We start from the raw sequence: 4,572 nt of genomic DNA, 5'->3' as shown, positions 1-4,572 counted from the left end.
TTGTCCAGCCGCTCGGCGTTCCGCAACCACTCCCGCTGTGTCGCCGTGTCGCCCGCGTCCGGCACGGCCGAGGCGTTGAAGCCGTACTACCGCTACCAGTGCAAGCGCCCCTGCTTCCACGACGAGTACCTGCCCGCCTTCAACCGGCCCAACGTGGGCACCGAGGTGAACGCCCGCCGCACCGAGCCGTTCCGCCGGAGTGCCGTCCAGCGTCAGTCGCCCCGCCGACCAAGGTGCCGTCAACTCGACCGCCTCGACGCGCGCGGCCTCCGCGACCGGGGTCAGCCACAACCCCCGATGATCGTCGGCGACCAGGACATGCGTGGCGTCGCGCAACCAGGGGACGACGGGGACCGTCCCACTCAACTCACCCTGCGCAGAGGCCCGTACACCCCCCTGCGCCGGAAACGCCCCGCACACCACCACCGACCCGTCCCCGATCCCCGGCAACATCCGCTCCCGCTGCTCGGGAGAACCATGGGCCGCGACCGCGAGCAGCCCGTACACACAGGTCGACGCGAAGGGCACCTGGGCGGTCGTCCGGCCCTGTTCCTCCAGGAGGAGCACGAGCCCGAGCAGGCCCAACTCCTCGACGGCGCCGACCAGTCCGGCCGCGCACAGGGCCTTCCACAGCTCGGGATCGCTGTCCGTCCCGGCCGCCGTGAGCCGCTCGGGTGTCGCGAGGTCGCCGAAGATCCGGGCGGCCAGGTCACGGGCCGCCGCCTGCTCCTCGGTCGGCGTGAAGTCCATGTCAGCCCACCCCGCCCTCTCCGCCTTCTCCGCCTTCTCCGCCTTCTCCGACCTCTCCGGCCTCTCCGCCTTCCTGGACCCGGAAGACAGGGAGGACCAGCGGGCCGTCCTCGTCGTCGTGCCCCTGCGGTTCGTCGTAGCGCCGGAATTCGAGCCGTACCGGCAGCCCGATGCGGACCTTGTCGTACGGCACCCCGACCACGTTGCTCACGATCCGCACGCCTTCCGCCAGCTCGATCAACCCGACCGCGTACGGCGGATCGAAGGCGGGGAAAGGCGGGTGGTGCATCACCACGTACGAGTAGACCGTGCCCTCGCCGCTCGCCTCGACCGTGTCCCAGTCCAGGCCGCCGCAGGCGTTGCAGCCCGGCAGCCAGGGGTGGCGCCGTGTCCCGCAGTTCGTGCAGCGCTGGATGAGGAGTCGGTGTCGCTGCACGCCTTCCCAGAAGCCGGCGTTGTCCCGGTTGACGACGGGACGGGGGCGGCGCGCGCGGGCCCCCTTCCCCTCCCGTTTCCTCTGCTCCTCCCGTTTCCCCGGCTCCTGCTCCTGCTCCTGCTCCTCCTTCTGTTTCCCCTTCTGGTGTGCGGGGGCGTACTTGAGGATGCGGAAGCGGTGGGTGCCGACGAGGTCCGGGCCCACCCGGACGTCCATGCGTGTCGTGACGAAGTACCCCGTGCCCAGCTTCGTCGTCTTGCGGTCCGACACAGACTCGATCACCGCGTCGAACGTGACCTCGTCGCCCGGCCGCAGGGGCCGTAGATACTCCTGCTCGCAGTCCGTGGCGACCACCGAGGTGCAGCCCGCCGTGTCGAGGAGGTCGAACAGCTCGTCGTAGGCGCCCGTGCGTCCCGTGTGGCCGGAGAGGCCGCCCATGGTCCACGCCTGGAGCATGGTGGGCGGGGCGACGGCGTCCGGGCCCTCGTACGCCGGATTCGTGTCGCCCATCGCCTCGCACCAGTGCCTGATCATCGGCTCGTTGACGGGGTCCTTCCCCCTGCCCGCGACGGCGGCCGCACGCCCCTCGTACGTCTTGAGCCGCGCCCCCAGCTCGTCGACCACTGTGCTCACCTCCGCCCCCTCGTCATCCCGAGCCGCATCGTCGCGACGATCTCCCGCTGCACCTCGCTCACCCCGCCCCCGAACGTGTTGATCTGAGCCGCCCTGTTCAACCGCTCCAGCTCGCCGTCCCCGAAAGCACCCGGCGAGCCCGAACGCACCATTCCTGCCAGTCCTGCCGACCCGTCCGTCCCGGCGATGTGCTGACATATTCGGTACACCGCCACCGTCGATTCGGTTCCCACGACTTTCACGCCGCTCGCGTCGCCGGGGGCCAGCCGACCCGCCCCGACATCACCCACCAGACGCCAGTTGAGCAGGCGTGTTGCCGCCAGCCGGGCATGTGCCTCGGCCAGCTGTGAGCGCACCCACGGCTCGTCAACCCGGCGCCGCCCCGTCACCGGATCGGGCGTGCGGGCGGCGGTCAGCACAGCCGTGTAGAACTCCTCGGCCTGCATTCCGGTCGCGGCTAGGGCGACCCGCTCGTGGTTGAGCTGGTTGGTGATGAGGGACCAGCCCTCGTTCTCCGCGCCGACGAGGTTGCCGGACGGGACCCGGACCCCGTCGTAGTACGTGGCCGTCGTCCGCTGCCCGCCGACCGTCTCGATCGGGGTCCACGAGAAGCCGGGTGCGTCGGTCGGGACGAGGACGATGGAGATGCCGCGGTGCTTGGGGGCCTCGGGGTCGGTGCGGCAGGCGAGCCAGATCCAGTCGGCGTTGTGGGCGTTGGAGGTGAAGATCTTCTGCCCGTCGATCAGCCAGCCCCGCTCGTCACGTACCGCGCGCGTGCGCAGCGACGCGAGATCCGTACCGGCCGAGGGCTCGCTGTAGCCGATAGCGAAGACGAGTTCCCCGCGCAGGATGCCCGGCAGGAGGGCGGCCTTCTGCTCCTCGCTGCCGTACTTCATGAGGGTCGGTCCGACGGTGTTCAGGGTGACCATCGAGACGGGTGCGCCCGCGCGGTAGGCCTCGTCGAAGAACACGAACTGCTCGTCCGCGCCCCGCCCTTGGCCGCCGTACTCGACGGGCCAGCCCAGCCCCAGCCAGCTGTCGCCCCCGATGCGGCGCAGCAGGGCCCGCTGGCCCTGGGGGTCGTCCGTGCCGGGTGGTCCGTCCGGCATCAAGTCGGCGAAGTACGAGCGGAGTTCGGCGCGCAACCGCCGCTGGCGTTCGGTGGGGGCGAGGTACACGGCGGCGGACCTCCGGGGCGACGTAGGCGTCGTAGGCAACGTAGGTGGCGTAGGAGTCGTAGACGCCGTACGGACGGGGGTTTCTGACTGTCCGTCAGATGCCGTGCACTGTCAAGGTCGTTACGGCACAGCCGTCCATCCGTCCGGGCACGCACGCGTGGTGCATGAAAGTGGCACACGAAAAACGCCTGCGCGGCGGTGCCGAAGCACCACCGCGCAGACGCGTTACAACCCCAGAGAGCACACCTCACACACCCCCGCGCATCCCCGCACGGAAGTCGGGCGCGGTTACCAGAAGTTGGCGAAGTTGACGGCGACGTTCGAGTTCCCCTGGTTGATGGCGGTGAACGCGGATCCGTTGACCTGGGCGGTGTTGCTCTGGTTCGAGGCCCCCGAGCCGACCGCCTGCTGCTGTGTGGTGGACGAGTTGCCCTTGTTGTCGTGCCCGACCCCGCTCCCGCTGACGGTCGCCACACCCGCGTTCGATCCGTTGCCCGCGATGGCGCCGTTGTCCGCCGCCGCGACGCCGGTGAAGAGGGCGGCTGCCAGCGGGAGGGCGGAGACGGCGGCGATGACGCGGGCGGTACGGATGCTTGCCATGTTGTTCCTCCAGAACAAGGTACGTACCGGCTCCGTAGCCGGACGCACATGAAGTACGGCTTCTACCAGGGCAGTTGGCCGACCGCCTCGGTGTTGTGCACGACGTCGCGGAACCAGAGTTGCCCACCGAATCCCCGGCGAACCAGACCGGAAGCGGATATTCCCCCTGAAGCGTGATGACAAGTCGATAAACCCCTTTGACGGCCTCGAAGCCGCACTCCAGGGCAGTACGGATAGCTCGCGCCGGGCGCCCCAAGGGGCGAAGCGTTCCTCCACATTTCCGGCCAATCCGTGCGACTCGGCGAGTCGCCGCCTCCCCCTCTTCCCTTTTTCGAACACTCGTACGAACATGGAGGCATGGCCACCACCGACCGGCAGGCCACGACGCTGGCCCTCGCACACGCTCTGTCAGCCGCCGAACGCGGACTGGCCGTCATCCCCCTGTCCCGCACAAAACTCCCGGCCCTGCGCTCACCGCACCGCGACGACCCGTCACCCCCGGCGGGCGAGGCGGGCGCGGCAGAGGCACCGGATGCCCTGCGCCCGCGCTGCCACGGCGAGTGCGGACGCCTCGGCCACGGGGTGTACGACGCCTCGTCCGACCCGGCGCGCATCCGCGAACTGTTCGCCGCCGCGCCCTGGGCGACCGGCTACGGCATCGCGTGCGGACTGCCGCCGCACCATCTGATCGGCGTCGACCTCGACACCAAGTCCGGCACGGACTCCTCGTCCGCGCTGCGCGAACTCGCCCTCCGCCACCTGTTCACGATCCCCGAGACCGTCGTCGTCCTGACCCCCAGCGGCGGCCGCCACCTCTGGCTCAGCGGCCCGCCCGACGTGGTCGTCCCCAACTCCGCGGGTCGACTCGCCCCCGGCATCGACATCCGCGGCGCCGGCGGCTACCTGGTGGGCCCCGGCTCCCGCACCGACCACGGCCTCTACGGCGCCGCCCTGCGGGTCGTCACGATCCGGTCC

At 70.4% G+C, this 4,572-nt stretch carries 5 protein-coding genes; 1 reads left to right on the top strand and 4 read right to left on the bottom strand.

Annotation, left to right across the window (positions count from 1 at the left end; all coding sequences use genetic code 11):
- The 4 genes from ACNFOC_RS51250 to ACNFOC_RS51235 form a co-directional block, all read right to left on the bottom strand.
- A partial coding sequence (locus ACNFOC_RS51250) for an acyl-CoA dehydrogenase family protein (protein WP_416965840.1) occupies window positions 1-750 on the bottom strand: 750 nt, incomplete at its 3' end.
- Window position 751: 1 nt separating this feature from the next.
- Window positions 752-1,819 (bottom strand): bifunctional MaoC family dehydratase N-terminal/OB-fold nucleic acid binding domain-containing protein, encoded by a 1,068-nt coding sequence (locus ACNFOC_RS51245; protein WP_416965839.1) that lies wholly within the window; start codon window positions 1,817-1,819, stop codon window positions 752-754.
- The gene (locus tag ACNFOC_RS51240; RefSeq protein ID WP_416965838.1) at window positions 1,816-2,997 is read right to left on the bottom strand and encodes an acyl-CoA dehydrogenase family protein; all 1,182 of its coding nucleotides are present in this window, start codon (window positions 2,995-2,997) and stop codon (window positions 1,816-1,818) included. The genes ACNFOC_RS51245 and ACNFOC_RS51240 overlap by 4 nt, the downstream gene beginning before the upstream one ends.
- Window positions 2,998-3,285: 288 nt before the next feature.
- Window positions 3,286-3,597 carry a hypothetical protein gene (locus tag ACNFOC_RS51235; protein ID WP_033285529.1) on the bottom strand — a complete coding sequence of 104 codons (312 nt, stop codon included), beginning with the start codon at window positions 3,595-3,597 and terminating at the stop codon, window positions 3,286-3,288.
- A gap of 357 nt (window positions 3,598-3,954) precedes the next feature.
- Between ACNFOC_RS51235 and ACNFOC_RS51230 the strand changes: the two genes are divergently transcribed.
- On the top strand, window positions 3,955-4,572 hold a 618-nt coding region (locus ACNFOC_RS51230; protein WP_416965837.1), incomplete at its 3' end, for a bifunctional DNA primase/polymerase.

Source organism: Streptomyces colwelliae, assembly GCF_048158785.1.
Taxonomy (GTDB): Bacteria; Actinomycetota; Actinomycetes; order Streptomycetales; family Streptomycetaceae; genus Streptomyces.
This window is presented reverse-complemented; position numbering and strand designations above follow the sequence as displayed.